Below are 15892 nucleotides of genomic sequence, written 5' to 3'. Positions count from 1 at the left end.
AGCGCTGGCTGAAAGGCCGCATTTCCACGATGCTGACGCATTATGGCTTCACCCCGCGCGATGAGGCCGTCGGGAAATCAATGGCCAGCGACTGGCTGGCCGTCCTGGAGCCGTTCTCCCGCGAGGAGATCGAGGCGGCCTGCCTGTCCTATCTCCGCGACGTTCCGGATCGACGACCGACGCCCGCCGCGATCCGCCTGATCATCGTGACGGCCCGCGCGGCCGAGCACCGCAGGCGCCACGGGGCCGCGCATAACATGGAACAGGATCGGGCGGATCGGGAGCGGCGGGCGCAGCGGCCGAGCCCGGAACGCGCGGCCGAGCTCCTGCGCGAGACGGGGTTCGGGCACCTGGTCAAGCGGATCCCCACCGGCGGCCCGGATGATTGAAGGGATCAAGGGGGGGCGCCGCAACAAGGCGCGGCTGACCTGCGATGCCTGCGGCGCCGAGGATACCGTAGTGGCCGCCTATCGGCGGATCGGGGGTGGCCCAAAGGCGCAATGGGAGCCTGACGCCGGGCAGGTTCGAAAGAAGATCATTGCCCAGGGATGGGCCGTCGTGAAGGGCAAGGAGATTTGCCCGACATGCGAGGCAAAGCGCAAGGAGAATGACATGGCCACGACCACCAACACGGCGTCTCGACCGAGCGAGACCCCGCCGCGCGAACCGACCCGCGAGCAGAAGCGCGAGATCATGTCGATGCTGGAGACGTGCTACGACACGGATGCCCAGCGGTACCGGGCCGGAGACACGGACGAGACCGTCGCCGATGTTCTCGACGTCATGCCGGGGTGGGTGGCGCAGCTCCGCGACGAGTTTTTCGGCCCGGCCGGCGGCAACGAGGATATGGCCGCGCTTCGCGCGCAGGCCGAGACATGGCTCAAGGACAGCGCGGCGGCTATGCAGGTGATCGCGCAGCAGGCCCAGGTCATCGAGGAGAAGCGCGCAGAGGTCCGGGCGATGCTGGAGAAGCTCGCGGGCATTGAGCGGGCGGTCGGCCCGCGCGTGATGGCGAGGGCGAAATGATGGAGGGGCGTGATCGAGCGCCGCCCACCTGCGCTCCAAGAAGAAAGGCGGGGCCTGAACCCCGCCTCCCCCCAGCCCGGGAGCATCATGCCCCGCGCAGGCGTTCGCTATTCCGCTGGCTCAAGACCCGCCGCAGCGCGGACACGCGCCTTGAGGGCCTGACGACGTGTAAGGATCGCGGATAGCAGGCTTCGAGCGTCTCGATGGTGCCCTTGATGCGCAGATCCGTGCCTTTCACATAAGGGGTCTGCATCAGGCGTCCTTCCCCGCGCGGATGTGCAGGTGCGCCTCGCCGATCACCTCGCCGCCGAGCGCGCACAGCGCGCGCCAGTTGGCGAGCTGCCCCTGGCCGATCTGACCGGCAAGGGCGCACAGCACACGCTCGATTTCGGTGGCGGGGCTCTCCTGCCCCTCGCGGTGGCCCATCCCGATGCTGAGCTTTATTTCGACGGTCTCGGTCATGTCGGTTCCTTTCTGTCCGAATTGGTTCTGGGCAGAGCCGTTCTCACGGCTCGTCAGGCAGGCCATGGCCAGAGTGACCTCGGCGGTGAACCGGCCGGTGGCGATCAGGGTGTCAGGCATTGGTGGCCTCCTCTGTCTGCTTAGGCACCGCCAGGTGGGCACAATTGGCGGCGATGATGGCGGCGGCGACGGGCGGGCAGACCGAATTGCCGCACATGCGGGTTTGTTCGGTCTTGGTGAAGGCGCGGCCGTCCGGGGCGGTGTCGATCCGGTAGCTCTCGGGGAAGCCCTGGGCGCGGAACATCTCGCGCGGGGTCAGCATGCGCATGCCGATATCGGCGATGGCATAGCTCGCGCCGTCGATCTCGACCGTCACCAGCCCAAAGGTATCGCGGGTCGAGAGCGTGTGCAGCGGCGTGCCCGCGGCCTGGCCGGTGCCCGCGCCGTAGTATTTCTGCAGGAAGGCCGCGACCAGCGCACCATGCCCGCCCCCGGCGCAGAGCGTCGGCACGGGCGCATCGAGGGGCTGATCGCGCCGCGTGGTGCCGTGCAGGCTCATCAGATGCGCGGCCACGATCTGCTGCTGCGTGCCGCGGGTGGTGAGGGTGGAGAGCGGGGCCCCGGCCGGGCGGCCGGCATGGCGCTGCATCCGCGCCCCGGCATTGTGCTGGGCGAGGAAGGCCGCGACCAGCGCATGCTTGGCGCCGCCCGCGACCACGGTGCCGAGCGGGCGGTCGAGCCCGGGCACGCGCGGCGCCTGGCCCGGCCGCTCGCCATAGCCGGTCTGGATCAGGGTCGGCACGACGAGGGCGTTCTGGTCCTTGGCGCTGGCGGTGACGGTGTGCAGCGGGTCGAAGCCCGAGCGCACCGCGCCGCCCTGCTGGGCATAGGTCACGAGGAACGGCTCCTGCGCCTCGATCACGTAGCGCATCACGCCGCGGGCGATGCGGCGCAGGGTCGGCTCTTTCAAGGGTCGCACCGCGCGCAGCCCGTGCCGGGCGAGGATCTCGGCCGAGCTGTCGAAGATCGACGGGCACGGCAGCGACCAGTCGACGATCCCGGCGGCGGTCCGCCAGGGGGCGCGGCGGCCCGCCTGCACCTCGGGGCTGTCCGGGGCGCCGTGGGTCGGCGCGGGCCAGACGATGGGGCGGCCGTCGCGGCGGGCGATCAGGAAGAGCCGCTTGCGGATCGTGGGCGCGCCATAGTCGCAGGCGCGCAGCTCGCGCCACTCGACGCGATAGCCGAGGCGGCGCAGCTCGCCGACCCAATGGCGGAAGGTCTGGCCGCGGCGCTCGGGACAGGGGCGGTTGGCCTCGGTCAGCGGGCCCCAATCGCGGAACTCCTCGACATTTTCCAGCGCGATCACCTCGGGCCGGACCCGGCGCGCCCAGAGCACGACGACCCAGGCCAGATCGCGGATGTTGCGGGCGACCGGCTTGCCGCCCTTGGCCTTGCTGTGATGCTTGCAGTCGGGGCTGAACCAGGCGAGCCCGACACGGCGACCGCGGCAGATCTCGGCTGGATCGACATGCCAGACATTGGAATTGAGATGCCGCGTGGCCGGGTGGTTGGCCTCATGCAGGGCGAGCGCCGCGGCATCGTGATTGATCGCGACATCGGGGCTGCGGCCGAGAGCCATCTCGATCCCGGTCGAGGCCCCGCCGCCGCCCGCAAAGCTGTCGATGATCAGCATCGTCAGATCTCCTCATCGCCGTCGCGCTGGTCCGCGAGCCAGCGCAGTTGCGCAATCCCGGCTTCGAGCCCGGCGTCGCAGGTGCGGCCGTTCACGGTCACCTCGCCGGTGACCGAGGCGAAGCCCGCCCAGAAGGCGTCGCGGTCTTCGATGCCGGCGGCTCTCTCAAGATCCCCGATGGTCATGCCGCCACCGCCTTCATGCGCCAGTCGCGGCCGAGCGGCGTCGCAATCCCCTCGCCCGTGGAGCAGGTCCCCCACGCCATGAAATGCGCGCGGCCATCGTGCTCTTCGGCAAAAGCGCGGACCTCGGGCATCGCGTCCTGCGCCTCCCGATGGCTGGAATAGGGTCCAGCCACGAGGTAGGTGCGCGGGCCTTCGATGGCCGAGACATAGAATTGATCGTGGTCGGGGTTGGTCTCCGCGCGGAAGATGCGGGGCATGGTCTCTGTCTCCCGTCAGTAGCGATCCGCGATCCAGACGAGGATCGAGACGCCGATGATGTTGAGGATCACGCACGCCAGCACAGGGCCAGCGTGCTGGGCGAGAAAGTCGATGAAGGTGAACCCGGCCATGGGTCAGGTCTCCTCGCGGTCGCCCATGAGGATGCGAAGCATGTCGGGGTGTTCGTCGGCGATCACCCCGAGCAACGCACGGAAAGCCTCTCGGCGGTTCTCGGGCAGCTGGCGATTGCTCATGAGAATGTCGCTGATGATCGTGGAGAGATCGGCCTCGAAATTCGCCCGGATCGCCTCCTCGCGGCTGTCATGCGCCGCGCCCATCTTGTCTTTCCAGACAGTCGCCTCTTCCGGCTCCTCCGCGACGTAGGGGAGCACCCGCGGGATCACGTCGATGGCCCAATGCGGAGTTGCGGGCGACAAATGCGCCCGGATTGCACCCTCGGCATTATTGCGCGTCGGGAAAGCGGTCGCCGATTGGCGCGATGGCGCCCAGTGAGGAATGTCACCGGGCAAGAGCACGAGGTAGCTCTCGCTCCCGGCATAGATCGCGACCCCGGCGGTGAGCCTTCGCGGTCTTTTCGTGATGATGAAGCCATTTGAGGCCATGCCAGCGTCCTTTCGTCATGTCTTCGCCAGGGCAGCCTGCCCTCTGTTTCTATTTGTAACATGTTACATTGCCATGTGGCAAGTGCGATGGCGGCGCAGGTCACGCGAAAACGGGCAGAAACGGACGAAAAACGCGCCGTTTATCGCTGGTTTTCATGCCCACATGCCAATTTAATCAGTCACTTAACCCAAGCGACTGGTTCAAGCGGTCGCTTGAGCGCCGCCGTGCCTTTGCAGAAATCCCGTTTTTTTGAGCCAGAATCCTTTATCTTCAATAACTTGGCGCAAGCGGTCGGTTCGGCCGGATTTCGCGCCCCAGGCGGAAAAACCGGCGGAATCTGGCAACAAACGGCCCGTTTTTTCTCAGATTTTGAGCCCCGACCTTTAAATTTCAGGGGCTTAGGTGAAGCCATTACATAACATAGGGGAGCGAGGAGAGGATCGACGCGCGCGCGAGAGGCGCCCCACCAATGATGGCGGCAACCCCTTGGCGAGAGGGATCATCTTGATGTACACATGTGACCATCAGCGACATCGGGATCGGGCAGGATGGCCGGGGGAAAGGCAAAAGCGAAAGGTGGACGTGGATCGCAGGGCACGAGCCGGAAGCCCCAGCCGAACCGCGACGTCTTTCGTGACCGATACCTCGTGCATGGCAACGCCACTCAAGCCGCAATCGAGGCCGGATACTCGGAGCGGAGCGCGGGATCGACCGGCCACAGGCTGCTGAAAGATGCTGAAATGCAGCGGCAGATCGAGGAGGCCCGCCAGAAGCTGGCTGAAAGCTCCCAGATTGAGGCGCAGGAGGTCATCCGCCGCTTCTGGGAGATCGCCACCGCCGACCCCAACGAGCTGACCCAGCATCGCCGTGGCGCTTGCCGCTGCTGCTACGGTATCGACAACGCCTACCAGTGGACCACACCGCGCGCCTACGAGCGCGCCAAGGTCGCCAAGGCCCAGGAACTCGCGGGGCGCGGCAAGGACGTCGACACGCTTTTCAACGCGCTGATGGATCAGCCCGAGCTTGACCCGCGCATGCCGCTCGATGAGGGCGGCTACGGCTACGACATCAAGCGTGACCCGCACCCCGATTGTCCCGAGTGTCACGGCCTCGGCGTCGATTACGTCCACCTCGCGGACACGCGCGAGCTGACCGGCGCGGCCCGGCTGCTCTTCGATGGCGTGAAGGAGACGCGCCAGGGCATCGAGGTCAAGACGAAGGACCAGATGAAGGCGCTGGAGAACGTGGCGCGGCACCTGGGCCTCTTCAAGGACAAGACCGAGGTCAGCGCCTCGGCCGAGCTGCTGGCGCTGGCCCGCGCGCTCTGCGCCGGGTCAGAATCGCTCACGCCGGGCATGCGCTTCGATCCGGACGACGAGGGGGGCGCCTCATGAGCACCCTGCCCCCGAAATCCGTGACGGGCCGCCACCGCACCTGGACCGGGCGCATCGTCTCACGCGAGGAATGGGAGCGGCTGTCGAATTGGGACCGCTACGGCCCCCCGCCTGGCTACGTCTTCTGCGCCATCGCGCGGCGCTGGATCCACCCCAGCGAGCGGAAGCCCTGATGTCCTCGCCAAAGGCCGCCCCATTCCTCGCAAAGCCGGTGCTCGGGCTGCCTGCACGGGCCGGGCTGCCGGATCTGCCCCGGCCGCTGCCGCTCGATTTCGTGCCCAAGACCGATGGCGAGCTGCTGGCCGCCTGCCACGACGTCCGCTGGCGGCTTTTCTCGGGCTTCCTCTACAAGATCATGACCAAGGAGGACGAGCACCAGGAGGGCGCCGTCGTCCCTTTCCGCCCGAATTTCGCCCAGCGGGACTTTCTGAACGCCCTCCACTACCGGAACGTCATCGTGAAGGCCCGGCAGCTGGGCTTCACCACCATGTCGAGCGTCGTTTTCCTCGATCACTCGATCTTCACCGCCGACCAGCGCAGCGTCATCATCGCTCACACGCTCAGGGACGCGGGGCGCATCTTCCGCGACAAGGTGAAATTCGCATACGCCCGGCTGCCCGATCCGCTGCGCGAGATCGCACCGTTGGAGACGGAGACCGCCGAGGAACTGCTCTTCGCGCACAACAACTCGGCGATGGAGGTCACGGTCTCGGCCCGGTCTGGAACCGTGAACCGGCTGCACGTCTCGGAAATGGGCAAGATCGCAGCGAAGAACCCCGGAAAGTCCACCGAGATCATCACCGGCTCCTTCCCGGCGGTCCCGTCGAGCGGGATCGCGATTGTCGAATCCACGGCCGAGGGCCCTGAGGGGGATTTCTTCGACCTCGCCGCCGCGGCCGAGAAGAGATCGAGGGACCCCCGGCCGCTCGCCAAGAGCGAGTGGAAGCTGCACTTCTACGGCTGGTGGCGCGACCCGGGATATGTCGCGGACCCCGCTGGCGTGCGGATCACCGGCAAGGATCACGAGTATTTCGACCAGGTGGAAGTCGAGCAGGGCTGCAGGCTCTCCCTGCCCCAGCGCGCATTCTACATCGGCAAGCGCGATCACGAGCAGGCGGGCAATGTCGCGCGGATGTGGCAGGAATATCCCTCCACCTTCAAGGAAGCCTTCCAGCGCAGCACCGAGGGCACATTCTTCGGCCCGCAGATGGCAGCGGCCCGCGCCGCCGGGCGCATCGGCATCGTGCCCCACATCCGCAATGTCGCCGTCCACACCTGCTGGGACATCGGCGCGGGCGACGGCACCGGCATCTGGTGCTTCCAACAGATCGGGCTGCAAAAGCGCTTCCTGCGCTACATCCAAGGCTGGGGCGAGGGCTATGGCTTCTACGTCAAGCTCCTGCGCGACACCGGCTGGCTCTTTGGCATCCACCTCCTGCCCCACGACGCCCTGCAAAAGCGCCAGCAAGGCAGCCGGGTCGCCTCGCCGCTGGTGATGCTCAACGAGATCGCGCCGGATTGGGATTTCCACATCGTCCCGCGCGTCGACGACTTCACCCACGGCATCAAGATCACGCGCGAAGCCTTCCAGGATTCGTGGTTCCATGAGGACCCGGCGTGCTGGGGGGACGACGACGAGGTGAACCCGCCAGACTGCTCCAGGGGCCTCGATCACCTGCAGCTCTATCACAAGAAATGGAACGCCCGCATGGGCGCCTTCTCGGAAGAGCCCGAGAAGCTGGACGGCCACTCAGAGGCCGCCGACGCCTTCCGCCAGCACGCCCAGGGCTGGGACCCGGCCCTGTTCTCCGGGCCGAGCGCGCAGCGCCGCCGCGACGGCGACTATCAGGACGTGGGCGGACGCGACCGCCACGACAGACCGCAAGGGGGCATGGCAGTATGATCCCCCACCACATCCCGCTCACCACGGCCGGAAAGATCCGGGCCCTCCAACCACATTCGGAGGCCCCATGATCCTGTCACCGCACACCGGACAACCTATCCCGCATGTCGATCCGAGCGCCCCGATGGCGATCATCGACATCGAGCGCCGCGCCTGGGAGGCCGAGCACGGCGATCTCACCGTGTTCGGCACATGGCTGCTGACCAACGGCCGTCCCTCCATGGTGCTGCTGCCCACACGCCGGCAGACCCGCGCCAATGCCGCGATCCCCTGCCTCGTCCCGCTCGACATCGCATGGATGTGGGATGAGCACACCGGCGACCCGGCGCATTGCGCGCGCACCTCGATGCAGTTCACCGCGGCCCTCGGCTTCAACGAATGCGACCCGCGCAGCGTGATCTTCGTCACGAGCTGCATCCGCGAGCACCTGGGCGACCTGCTCCGGCAGCCCCCGGCGCCGCAGAGCGATCGCGAGGTGGTGGCCGATGCCATCGCCGTCGACATCGACACCGGCAAGGCCCGCGAAGCGGAGATCATGACCGATGTTTGATCCCGAGACCGACGACAATCCGGCCTATAGCGGCCAGATGACCTATGGCGGCCCTCAGCGCAGCCGCGATCCGCTCGACCGGGTGGACACCAGCGGCGCCCTCGCCATCAACGTCAGGCGCAATTCCAAGCTCGACAGCGAGCATGTCGAGGTGCTGTGGAGGCGGCTCATGGGGCACTATACCCGCGAGCTGGAGCGCCAGGGCGACAACCGCGTCGAGATGGGCGTGGATGAGGATTTCTACGACAGCCGCCAGTGGACGGAGCAGGACGCGGCCATCGTGCGGGCGCGCGGGCAGGAGCCGCTCACCTACAACGTCATCGCCACATCCATCGACTGGATGCTCGGGACCGAGAAGCGCGGGCGCACCGATTACAAAATCCTGCCGCGCACCGAGGACGGCGCCAAGGCGGCCGAGCACAAGACCAAGCTGCTGAAATACCTCGCTGACGTGAACCTCGCGGAATTCCACGTCTCCGACGCCTTTGCCGACATGGTGAAGGTCGGCGTGGGCTGGCTCGAATGCGGCATGCAGGACGAGACGGACGGCGAGCCGATCTATGAGCGGCGCGAGAGCTGGCGGAACATCCTCTTCGACAGCATGGCGAGCGAGCGCGACCTGAGCGACGGCCGCTACATGTTCCGCTCGAAATGGGTCGATCTGGACGAGGCCCATGCCCTCGCGCCGGAGCGCAGGCACATCATAGACCTCGCGGCCAGCGACGTGATCGACTTCATGCGCTCGCTCGACGGCACCGGTGACGATCAGATGGACGCCGCCGAGATCGCGGCCTCCCAATCCACCATGGTCGGGGCGGATCGCCACCACTCGATCCGCGAGCGCGTGCGCCTGATCGAGGCATGGTTCCGCATCCCGGTCGAGGACCGGTATGTGAGCGGCGGACAGTTCGGCGGCGAAATCTTCGACCCCCGCAGCCCGGGTCACCAACAGGAGGTGGCGACGGGCGCGGCCAAGGTGATCCGCAAGGTGCGCATGCGCATGCATGTCGCTCTGATGTGCGAGGCGGGCATGCTCTTCGTCGCCCGCAGCCCCTACCGGCACAACCTCTATCCCTTCACGCCGATCTGGTGCTTCCGCAGCGGCCGTGACGGCCTGCCCTACGGCTATGTCCGCCGGATGCGCGACCCGCAGAGCGACGTCAACAAGCGGGCGTCCAAGGCCCTGTTCATCCTCTCCACCAACAAGGTAGTCATGGACAAGGGCGCGGTCGATGACATGCGCGAATTTCGCGATGAGGTCGCGCGACCGGACGCGATCATCGTCAAGAAACAGGGCTATGAGATCGACCTGAATGTCGACCGAGAGCTGTCGGCCGCGCATCTGGACCTGATGTCCCGCTCGCTCATGATGATCCAGCAGATGGGCGGGGTCACGGACGAGAACCTCGGGCGGGAGACCAATGCCAGCTCCGGCCGGGCCATCGCCCGGCGCCAGGATCAGGGGGCGCTGGCGACGGCGAGCGCCTTCGATAACTTGCGGTTCGCCCGCCAAGTCCACGGCTCGAAGATGCTCAGCCTCACCGAGCAGTACATGACGCAGCGCAAGCAGTTCCGCATCACCGACATGAGAGGCAATGCGTCCTTCATCACGGTCAATGATCCGCTGCTCCCCGCGTCCGACATCGTGCGGACCAAGGCCGATTTCATCATCTCCGAAGACGACTGGAACGCCACGATCCGACAGGGCCAGGTCGACGAGCTCTTGGCGGTCATGGGCAAGCTGGCGCCCGTCTCGCCGCAGATCGTGCTGGCGATGCTCGACCTCGTGGTCGAGACCATGGACATCCCACAGCGCGAGGAGTTGGTGAAGCGGATCCGGCAGGTCACCGGCATGGAAGACCCGGACGCCGACCCGAACGATCCCGATCCCGAGGCAAAAGCGCGGCGTGCCGCGAAAGAGGCCGAGTCGCAGTTCCAGCAGGCCATGGCCATGGCCGAGCTCGCTGAGAAACAGGCCAGCGCGGCCGAGAAACAGGCCAAGGCCCAAAAGGCGGGCGTGGAGACCGCCAAGCTGGTGGCCGAGGTGCGCCAGATCCTCGCAAACACCGCGGGCACCAATGTCGAGACGCAGGTCCGCGCCCTCGAAGCCGCCGCGGTCATCATGAAGGGCGCCAACCTCGCGGGCGCGGCCGACACCGTGCTCCGCGAGGCGAACTATGCCCCCGGCTCCGGGCCGCTGCCCGGCCAACCCGGTCAGGGCGCGCAGATGCCGACCGGTCCGCTCCCGCCACAGCAACCCCAGCCGCAACAGATGGTGCCCGCATGACGATCCCCACCACGACCGAGCCGCTGGCCTGCCCGACGGATGAGGCCCGCGACGAATGCGTGCTCGCCGCCGTGCAGGCCGGGCACCGGCCCAGCGTCATCGCCGAAATCCTCGACGTCCCGGCCGAGGAGATCGCCGACCTGCTAGCCCTCCACCTGGTCGAGGCGCTGGCCGAGATCGCCGCCAACGACCGGACCTGACCCATCAAAGGAGAGGCAAGATGCTGCGAAGCTTCCACATGCTCGAACACTTTCGCGACCAGCTGCGGAGATACCGCGATTACCGCGCGGAAGAAATCTGACCCAACCACCTGTCCCACAAGAGGAAAACCCATGGAAAACCAACGGACGACTTCGCTCACGATCAGGCGGCACGGCAACGGCGGCTACTCGGTCACGCCTGTCAGCGCTTCCGATGAATCCCGCGCGTGCTCGACCTTCGCCGAAGCGGTCGATGCGATCGCCGACGCCTTCGGGCTTGGCGTCGTCCACACGAGCGACGAGCGCGATAACTACGACGCCTTCCTCGAGATCTACGTCTACGGCGCCAAAGCGGCCGAGCCCGAGGCGGCCAAGCAGGCGTGTGACTGCGGCATCTGCGCGGGCGCCCGAGACATGGACGAGGAGGAGTGCGCGGAGGCGCAGGCGCCCGACCGGCCGCCCCGTCCTGAGGAAATGCCGCTGTCCGAGCACTTTCAGATGGTGCTCAAGAGCGGCGTCGATGCGGATGAGACCTTCAAGGCATTCGTGAAGCGCCTCACCAACTGTGAGGAAAAGACCGATGCCTGAGGCCCCCCGCATCACCCCCGAACACCTCGAAAGCCTGATCGTGGACGAGCACTACCACGTGCAGCCCGACACCACGCTGACGATCTGCGTCCTGACCGTGCGCAACGGGTTCACCGTGACGGGTGAGAGCGCCTGCGCAGCGCCCGAAAACTTCGACCCCGAGCTGGGCCGCCGGATCGCCCGTCAAAACGCCGTCAACAAGCTCTGGCCGCTGGAGGGCTACTTGCTGCGCGAAATGCTTGACGGCCCGCCCTGTGTCGTGACCGACACGCTCGTCGCGCGGATCGCACATGAGGTGAACCGGGCCTACTGCCAGCACATCGGCGAGAGCCAACCGAGCTGGGCGAACGCGCCGGAATGGATGGTCGAAAGCGCCCTTGCCGGCGTGCGCGCGCACCTCGACACCGCCCGCTCCCCGGAGGAAAGCCACGCCCTCTGGATGGACCACAAGCTCCGCGAGGGCTGGAAGTGGGGGCCGGTGAAGGATCCGGCGGCCAAGGAACACCCCTGCCTGGTGCCCTATGACCACCTTCCGCCCGAGCAGCGCGTGAAAGACCTCCTCTTCGCGGCCGTCTGCCGCGCCATCAACGAGCATGCGGGGGATGGCTTCATGCTGATCCGCCGCTCCGATCCGGCCAACGAACCGGCCTGATCCCCAGAATTCCAGCCGCATGACGCAAGGAGACCAGATCATGCCCCCCGAATACGACAAGGACCTGCTGACCCCCGAAGAGATCGCCGCGCTCGAAGCCGACGAGGGCGCGGAGATCGACGGATCGGCCGCGCTCGATGAAGAGGTCCATCCGTCCTGGCGTCCCGCGAAGGCCGGGGCCGACGATGATGACGACGATGGCACCGTCGAGGACGAGGACGAGGACGACGACGACGGCGCCCCGGACGGCGCCGCGACGCCCGGAAACGATGCGGCGCCCCCCAAGATCGAGATCCCCGACGATCACCCCGGGCTGGCCGGGTTCGCCTCCAAGATCGCTGACATCGAGGCCCAGCTCGACAAGATCGTCGAGGACTACGACAACGCCGACCTGACCAAGGAGGAATATACCCAGCAGCGGGCGCAGTTGCTCAAGGATCAGCGCCAGGTGGCGGGCGATATGGCCGTCACGCGGCACAAGATCGAGCAGGACACCCGGGATTGGAACGACGCGACCGGCGCCTATCGCAAGGCGTATCCCGATCTCTGGGCTGGCGGGAATGTCACGCAAGGCTTCGACCGCATGGTCCGTTTTGTCACCGGCTCCGAGGCCTATGCCGACATGACCTATGCGCAGCAGCTTGAGGAAGCCCACCGCCTCCTGCAGCACGAAGCGGGCCGCACCAAGCTCGAAGGCGTGCCGGAGATCAAGGAGAAGAAGCACCGCCGCCGCCAACAGGTCGATCCCGCAGCCGATCCCACCGGCAAGGAACTGCACACCCCGCCCACCACGCTGGCCCGGGTGTCCGCGTCCGACATCACCGACGCCGACGACGGAAAGTACGCCGCGCTGGAGCGCGTGATGCGCACAGGAACGCCTGAAGAGCAGGAAGCTGCGCTCGCGAAACTCTCCCCGGACGAGCGCGATGCGTTCTCCTCGGCGATGTAAGGGGGCGCGACCATGCTGATCCGCAAGCTGAAAGCCTTTGACCGGCTCGAAATCGGGGACGTGACGATCGAGGTGAAGCGCGTGACGGGGGACAACCTGCGCCTCGCCATCGAGGCCCCCGATGAGCTCGTCATCCGCCATATCCAGGCCGCCGGGGCGCCCAACAGCGCCACGGGAAGCCCCGCAGCGCCGGGGGCTTCCGCGTAGGTTCCACATGTGGTATGGTCGCCCTGCGATGAGCGCATGATGTGCTCATGCAGGTGTAATCGACCCGCATGAGGAACCATCATGACGCAAACCATCATCCCTTTCGGCGACCCGAAGGCCCAGAAAAAATGGTCCTCGAATCTCGCCGTCGATGTCCTGCACAAAGCCTACTTTAGCCGCAAGTTCGTCGGCGTCGGCGACAACAACATCATCGAGCAGAAGACCGAACTTGAATCGGACAAGGGCGACCGGGTGTCGTTCGACCTGTCGGTGCAGCTGCGCGGCCGTCCGGTCCAGGGCGACAACCGCGCGAAGGGCACCGAGGAAAACCTGCGCTTCTTCACCGACGAAGTGATCATCGACCAGACCCGTCACCCGGTCTCGGCCGGCGGCAAGATGACCCGCAAGCGCACCGCCCACGACATGCGCAAGATCGCCCGCAACCGCCTGGGCGACTATTGGGCCAAATATCTGGATGAACTCATGTTCATCTACCTCTCCGGCGCGCGCGGGATGAACCAGGACTATATCGAGCCCGAGGATTTCGAGGGCCACGCCAGCAACCCGATCCAGGCGCCCGACGCCGATCACCAGCTCTATGGCGGCACGGCATCGTCCAAGCAGACGATCACCACCAACGACAAGATGAGCCGCGAAATCATCGAGGTCGCATCGACCAATGCCCGCATGATGCGCGCGCAGAACCCCGATACGGCCAACATGGTCCCCGTCGTGATCGACGGCGAGGAACACTATGTCATGGTCATGACCCCGTTCCAGGAACACGACCTGCGCAACGCGGTCTCGGCCAATGGCGGCTCGTGGTTCGAGATCCAGAAGGCCGCCGCGGCAGCCGAGGGGGCCAAGAACAAGATCTTCAAGGGCGGCCTGGGCATGATCAACAACGTGGTCCTGCACTCCCATGAAAGCGTGATCCGCTTCGACGACTACGGCGCCGGCGGCGACCTTCCGGCCGCCCGCGCGCTCTTCATGGGCCGCCAGGCGGGCGTGATCGCCTATGGCACCCCGAAAGGGTCGCGGTTCTCGTGGAAAGAAGAGCTCGAGGATTACGACAACGAGCCCACCGTCGTCGGCGGCACCATCGTCGGTATGAAGAAGGCCCGCTTCAACGGCAAGGACTTCGGCGTCTCGGCCGTCGACACCTACGCCAAGGATCCGAAAGCGGCGTAACGCGGGACAACGCCCGGCTCCAGACGTGGCCGGGCCTCCTTCACAGACCGACAGAAACAAGGGACCGCCCCAATGACCATGTTCAAGACCCCCTATGCGAAGGGCCTCCTGACGCCGCCCACGCCCTATGTGGCCGGTGCCGAAATGGTGGCCATCTACACCTTCGCCTTCACCAAGGCCTATTCCGCCGCGACGGACATCATCGAACTCGGGCCGCTCCCGGGCGGGGCCAAGCTCACCGGCGCCACGCTGATCGGCGATGGCCTTGGCGCGCTCACGGCCGATGTCGGCCTCATGACCGGCGAAAGTGGCGCTCTGGCGGACAGCGAGGGCAGCCAGCGTGCGCTGACCACCGCGCTGCTGTTCGACGCGGCCAGCGTCAACGACAACGAGTCGAATGCCACCCTCGGCGCCTGCCTTGGCATCCCGGCCGAGATTGCTGCTCGCGGCATCGGGGCCACGCTCTCGGGCAACGTGGCCGCTGGCGCGGCAAAGACGCTCACGCTGCTGCTGCGCTACACCTTCTAGGTCGGCGCACAGAGGGGCCGCCGCTGGACAGGGGGCGGCCCCATCACCCTGTCCAACGCTCCATGAGGCAATCCCCATGCTCATCCGCTCCCTAATTTCCGACAAAGGCAAGCCCAGCCGTACCGTTACGTTCGGCCAGGTGACCTATGCCTTCCGCCCGCCCGTGGGCTGGACCGGCGACGGAACGCCGCCGCTGGTTTGCGACGTGAACGATCCCGAGCACGCCAAGCGCCTGCTGTCGATCACGGAGGGCTTCGAAGCGGCCCGGGGCGCCGAGCAGCCCGCGCCCGCGGCGCTGGACAATGCTGGCGGGGGTGACGACGCCCAGAAGGGCGTCCCCAGCGATGCCGCGCCGGAAGCAGTGGACGATCTGACGCCGCTCGACCGGGCCAGCCTCGCGTTGATCTTCAAGAGCCACTACGGCGAGGAGCCGCGCGCCAACATGCGCGAGGACACCCTGCGCCGCCGCATCCGCAGCGCCCGCGAGATCGAGCAGGGGGAATAAGCCCCAATGGCCACCGCAAAAGACGTCCTCTCCCGCGCGCAGACCATCCTTCAGGATGCCGGGGCGACGCGGTGGCCGCTGCCCGAACTGCTCGACTGGCTGAACGACGCCACCCTCAACATCTGCACCGTGAAGCCAACCGCTTGCGCGGCCTTCGTCAGCCTCGATCTCACGCCCGGCACCGAGCAGGCGCTCACGGAAGAGCAGACCCAGATGCTCAAGCCCGTGCGCAACATCGCGGCCAGCGGCGGGCCCGGGCGCTCGGTCACCATTGTCGATGCCGCCATGCTCGACGCGCATTTTCCCGCCTGGACCGATCCGGCCGTCATGCCCGCCACAGACGAGGTGCGCCACGTCATCGTGGATGTCGTGAACCCCACCAGGTTCCGGGTCTTTCCACCCAACACGGGGGCCGGAAAGATCGAGGCGCATGTCGCCCTTCGCCCCGCCCCGATCCCGCTGCCCGCGAACAGCGGCAAGCTCGACAGCTACGGCGCGGAGATCGGGATCAGCCCGGTCTATCTCGACGCCATCGTCGACTATGTGGTCTCCAAGGCCTTCTCGAAGGATGCCGCCACCGCAGGCGCCGCGACGCGCTCGGTCGCGCATTTCCAGCGGTATCAATCCGCGCTCGGCATCCGGCAACAGGTCGAAAACACGGCCACCGCGAATAACGGATAGGAGAGCGTC

The 15892-nt window shown here is 66.7% G+C and carries 23 protein-coding genes; 17 read left to right on the top strand and 6 right to left on the bottom strand.

Annotated elements, in window-relative coordinates; genetic code table 11:
- The first annotated feature begins 29 nt into the window (after positions 1-29).
- Both DSD19_RS04655 and DSD19_RS04650 read left to right on the top strand, forming a co-directional pair.
- Positions 30-389 (top strand): hypothetical protein, encoded by a 360-nt coding sequence (locus tag DSD19_RS04655; protein ID WP_113668693.1) that lies wholly within the window; start codon positions 30-32, stop codon positions 387-389.
- Complete coding sequence (locus DSD19_RS04650) at positions 382-1026, top strand: hypothetical protein (protein WP_113668692.1); 645 nt, start codon at positions 382-384, stop codon at positions 1024-1026. The genes DSD19_RS04655 and DSD19_RS04650 overlap by 8 nt, the downstream gene beginning before the upstream one ends.
- 85 nt (positions 1027-1111) lie before the next feature.
- On the opposite strand, the gene DSD19_RS21635 is transcribed toward DSD19_RS04650, so the two are convergent.
- The 6 genes from DSD19_RS21635 to DSD19_RS04625 all read right to left on the bottom strand — a co-directional run bounded on the left by DSD19_RS21635 (position 1112) and on the right by DSD19_RS04625 (position 4247).
- Positions 1112-1279, bottom strand: a complete 168-nt coding sequence (locus tag DSD19_RS21635; protein WP_165828040.1) for a hypothetical protein — start codon at positions 1277-1279, stop codon at positions 1112-1114.
- Positions 1279-1608, bottom strand: coding sequence for a hypothetical protein (locus DSD19_RS04645; RefSeq protein WP_113668691.1), 330 nt, complete (start codon positions 1606-1608; stop codon positions 1279-1281). The genes DSD19_RS21635 and DSD19_RS04645 overlap by 1 nt, the downstream gene beginning before the upstream one ends.
- Positions 1601-3181 (bottom strand): DNA cytosine methyltransferase, encoded by a 1581-nt coding sequence (locus DSD19_RS04640; RefSeq protein WP_113668690.1) that lies wholly within the window; start codon positions 3179-3181, stop codon positions 1601-1603. Before DSD19_RS04640 ends, DSD19_RS04645 begins: the two co-directional genes overlap by 8 nt.
- Before the next feature lie 2 nt (positions 3182-3183).
- Positions 3184-3366 (bottom strand): hypothetical protein, encoded by a 183-nt coding sequence (locus DSD19_RS04635; protein WP_113668689.1) that lies wholly within the window; start codon positions 3364-3366, stop codon positions 3184-3186.
- Positions 3363-3623, bottom strand: a complete 261-nt coding sequence (locus DSD19_RS04630) for a hypothetical protein (RefSeq protein ID WP_113668688.1) — start codon at positions 3621-3623, stop codon at positions 3363-3365. Before DSD19_RS04630 ends, DSD19_RS04635 begins: the two co-directional genes overlap by 4 nt.
- 135 nt (positions 3624-3758) lie before the next feature.
- Positions 3759-4247: a hypothetical protein gene (locus DSD19_RS04625; protein WP_113668687.1), complete on the bottom strand. Its 489-nt coding sequence runs from the start codon at positions 4245-4247 to the stop codon at positions 3759-3761.
- 87 nt (positions 4248-4334) lie between these two features.
- On the opposite strand from DSD19_RS04625, the gene DSD19_RS21355 reads away from it, so the two are divergent.
- The 15 genes from DSD19_RS21355 to DSD19_RS04560 all read left to right on the top strand — a co-directional run bounded on the left by DSD19_RS21355 (position 4335) and on the right by DSD19_RS04560 (position 15883).
- Positions 4335-4667: a hypothetical protein gene (locus DSD19_RS21355; protein ID WP_133260355.1), complete on the top strand. Its 333-nt coding sequence runs from the start codon at positions 4335-4337 to the stop codon at positions 4665-4667.
- Positions 4668-4796: 129 nt separating this feature from the next.
- Positions 4797-5642, top strand: a complete 846-nt coding sequence (locus DSD19_RS04620) for a terminase small subunit (RefSeq protein ID WP_113668686.1) — start codon at positions 4797-4799, stop codon at positions 5640-5642.
- A complete protein-coding gene (locus DSD19_RS21630) occupies positions 5639-5815 on the top strand; it encodes a hypothetical protein (protein WP_165828039.1) in 177 nt (58 codons plus the stop codon). The genes DSD19_RS04620 and DSD19_RS21630 overlap by 4 nt, the downstream gene beginning before the upstream one ends.
- Positions 5815-7545: a terminase gene (locus tag DSD19_RS04615; protein ID WP_113668685.1), complete on the top strand. Its 1731-nt coding sequence runs from the start codon at positions 5815-5817 to the stop codon at positions 7543-7545. The genes DSD19_RS21630 and DSD19_RS04615 overlap by 1 nt, the downstream gene beginning before the upstream one ends.
- A gap of 124 nt (positions 7546-7669) precedes the next feature.
- Complete coding sequence (locus DSD19_RS04610) at positions 7670-8095, top strand: hypothetical protein (RefSeq protein ID WP_113668684.1); 426 nt, start codon at positions 7670-7672, stop codon at positions 8093-8095.
- Positions 8088-10382 (top strand): hypothetical protein, encoded by a 2295-nt coding sequence (locus tag DSD19_RS04605; protein WP_113668683.1) that lies wholly within the window; start codon positions 8088-8090, stop codon positions 10380-10382. The genes DSD19_RS04610 and DSD19_RS04605 overlap by 8 nt, the downstream gene beginning before the upstream one ends.
- Positions 10379-10582, top strand: coding sequence for a hypothetical protein (locus DSD19_RS04600; protein WP_113668682.1), 204 nt, complete (start codon positions 10379-10381; stop codon positions 10580-10582). The genes DSD19_RS04605 and DSD19_RS04600 overlap by 4 nt, the downstream gene beginning before the upstream one ends.
- Positions 10583-10714: 132 nt before the next feature.
- The gene (locus DSD19_RS04595; RefSeq protein WP_113668681.1) at positions 10715-11170 is read left to right on the top strand and encodes a hypothetical protein; all 456 of its coding nucleotides are present in this window, start codon (positions 10715-10717) and stop codon (positions 11168-11170) included.
- Positions 11163-11822, top strand: coding sequence for a Gp49 family protein (locus DSD19_RS22010; RefSeq protein WP_207802413.1), 660 nt, complete (start codon positions 11163-11165; stop codon positions 11820-11822). Before DSD19_RS04595 ends, DSD19_RS22010 begins: the two co-directional genes overlap by 8 nt.
- 40 nt (positions 11823-11862) lie before the next feature.
- Complete coding sequence (locus DSD19_RS04585; RefSeq protein ID WP_113668680.1) at positions 11863-12771, top strand: hypothetical protein; 909 nt, start codon at positions 11863-11865, stop codon at positions 12769-12771.
- A gap of 12 nt (positions 12772-12783) precedes the next feature.
- A complete protein-coding gene (locus tag DSD19_RS04580; protein ID WP_113668679.1) occupies positions 12784-12978 on the top strand; it encodes a carbon storage regulator in 195 nt (64 codons plus the stop codon).
- Between the two features lie 81 nt (positions 12979-13059).
- Entirely contained in the window at positions 13060-14169 is a 1110-nt protein-coding gene (locus tag DSD19_RS04575; protein ID WP_113668678.1) for a N4-gp56 family major capsid protein, read from the top strand.
- A gap of 72 nt (positions 14170-14241) precedes the next feature.
- On the top strand, positions 14242-14697 hold the full coding sequence (locus tag DSD19_RS04570) for a hypothetical protein (RefSeq protein WP_113668677.1): 456 nt from the start codon (positions 14242-14244) through the stop codon (positions 14695-14697).
- Between the two features lie 76 nt (positions 14698-14773).
- Positions 14774-15202 (top strand): hypothetical protein, encoded by a 429-nt coding sequence (locus DSD19_RS04565; protein ID WP_133260354.1) that lies wholly within the window; start codon positions 14774-14776, stop codon positions 15200-15202.
- Positions 15203-15208: 6 nt separating this feature from the next.
- Positions 15209-15883, top strand: a complete 675-nt coding sequence (locus DSD19_RS04560) for a DUF6682 family protein (RefSeq protein WP_113668675.1) — start codon at positions 15209-15211, stop codon at positions 15881-15883.
- The last annotated feature ends 9 nt before the right edge of the window (positions 15884-15892 follow it).

This window comes from Rhodovulum sp. BSW8 (assembly GCF_003314725.1).
Taxonomy (GTDB): domain Bacteria; phylum Pseudomonadota; class Alphaproteobacteria; order Rhodobacterales; family Rhodobacteraceae; genus Rhodovulum; species Rhodovulum visakhapatnamense.
The sequence above is the reverse complement of the archived record's forward strand: the minus strand, read 5'-3'. Positions and strand labels throughout refer to the sequence as shown.